Raw genomic sequence first — 1,597 nt, 5'->3', positions numbered from 1 at the left:
ATCGCCAATGCAAACTGCGGCTTGTAATCCCTAAAATAGGGCTTAAAGCGCGATAATAAAGTTTTAAAGCCGTTCAAATGCTATCCTTTTTTATAAAATTTTTAAAATTTGAATCCAAAATTCCTGAAATTTCAAAATTCTTGAAATTCCAAAATTTATAATTCTAAAATTCCTTAAATTCCAAAATTTACAATTCCAAAATTCTTGAAATTTTAGAATTTCGGCCGCGAGGCAGCACGAAATTTATGGGGCGGCGCGGGACTAATTTGCGCTTCGCAAGCTCACTCACTAAATCAACTCGCTCGCATGCGGCAACCGTGCGGACGACGCCGAGATTTAGCTTTTTTTATTTGCCGCTTTTAAAGCACTAAGCGCTTAAAGCAAGCGAATTTTTATTCATAGTGATCTTTCTCTTTCGCAAGCCACTTTAAACACTGAACGCTTTGAGACACCATAAAGCGCTCAAAGACCGTATCGTAATATACACCGCGTGTATCGCGACTTCGCATCGTCGCGCCGCATTGCTCTTTCGCACCGCCGCGCTACCGAATGAAAATCGCAGCCTGCCTTGTGGTTTTGCCGCTGCATCAGCCGTATCGCCAAATGAAATCGTGACTTTTATCGCTGCGCACTATATACGATATCGCCGAATAAAAATCGCGCCGAAATTTGCGCGTTGCGGCAACATATTCCACTGCACCTAGTCGCGTTAGAATTTACGCACAGGTGCGCCGCAGCGCTGCTTTCACTGCGCTGCATCGCAACTTTGCATCGCCAATTGCCATAAAATCGCACTAAAATTTACGCACAGACGAAGCCGTAGTGCTACCGCTGTACCGCGCTATATCGCGCCGCCGTATCAGCTGCACCACCGAATGAAAATTGCGATCCGCCTTGCGCCTTCGCCGCCGCGTCGTGCTATACATCGCATCGCTCCTGCACCGTATCACTGAACAAAACCGCGCCGCCGTATTGCGATGCCGCAAATAAAAATCGCGCTAAAATTTTCGCGCGGATTAGCATCCTGATTTACGCTTCGCATCGTAAAAATCATAAAATTTAACGTAAAATTTTGCGATAAATTTTACGTTTTATTCCGTTGCGACCTCCCAAACGGTGCCGCCAGGCGTATCCATAACTTCGATTTTCATATCCGTAAGACGCGCTCTGATAGCATCTGCGCTCGCAAAATTCTTTTCCGCCTTCGCCTGCGCGCGCTGTTCTATCAGCTCCTCGATCTGCGCTCTTTGCTGCTCGCTCACGCCGAAGCGAAAGTATTCGGTCTCATCCTCGTATAAAATTCCGAGCGTCTGCTTCGCAAACTCCAAATTTGCAGCGATTCGAGCCTTTAGCGCCTTGTCTTTTGGCGCGCGATCTAGCGCTTCATTCGCGCTTGCTACGAAGTTACCTAGCACCGCGAGCGCGCCTGAGGTGTTGAGATCGTCGCTTAAAAACTCCATCATCTCCGATCTAAATTTAGCCTCCGCAGCAGGTAGCTCGGACGTGGAATTTTGCCCTGCAGCGGGAGCTAAAACGTCACGCACGCGCTTTTTAAGGCGGTAAATTTTATCTAGCCTCTTTTTGCTCGCAAGCAGAT

The 1,597-nt window shown here is 47.3% G+C and carries 1 protein-coding gene; it reads right to left on the bottom strand.

Annotation, left to right across the window (positions count from 1 at the left end; translation table 11 throughout):
* Positions 1 to 1,091: 1,091 nt before the first annotated feature.
* A partial coding sequence (locus Q0614_RS03885) for a DALR domain-containing protein (RefSeq protein ID WP_366125039.1) occupies positions 1,092 to 1,597 on the bottom strand: 506 nt, incomplete at its 5' end.

Source organism: uncultured Campylobacter sp., from assembly GCF_937997595.1.
Lineage (GTDB): Bacteria > Campylobacterota > Campylobacteria > Campylobacterales > Campylobacteraceae > Campylobacter_B.
This window is presented reverse-complemented; position numbering and strand designations above follow the sequence as displayed.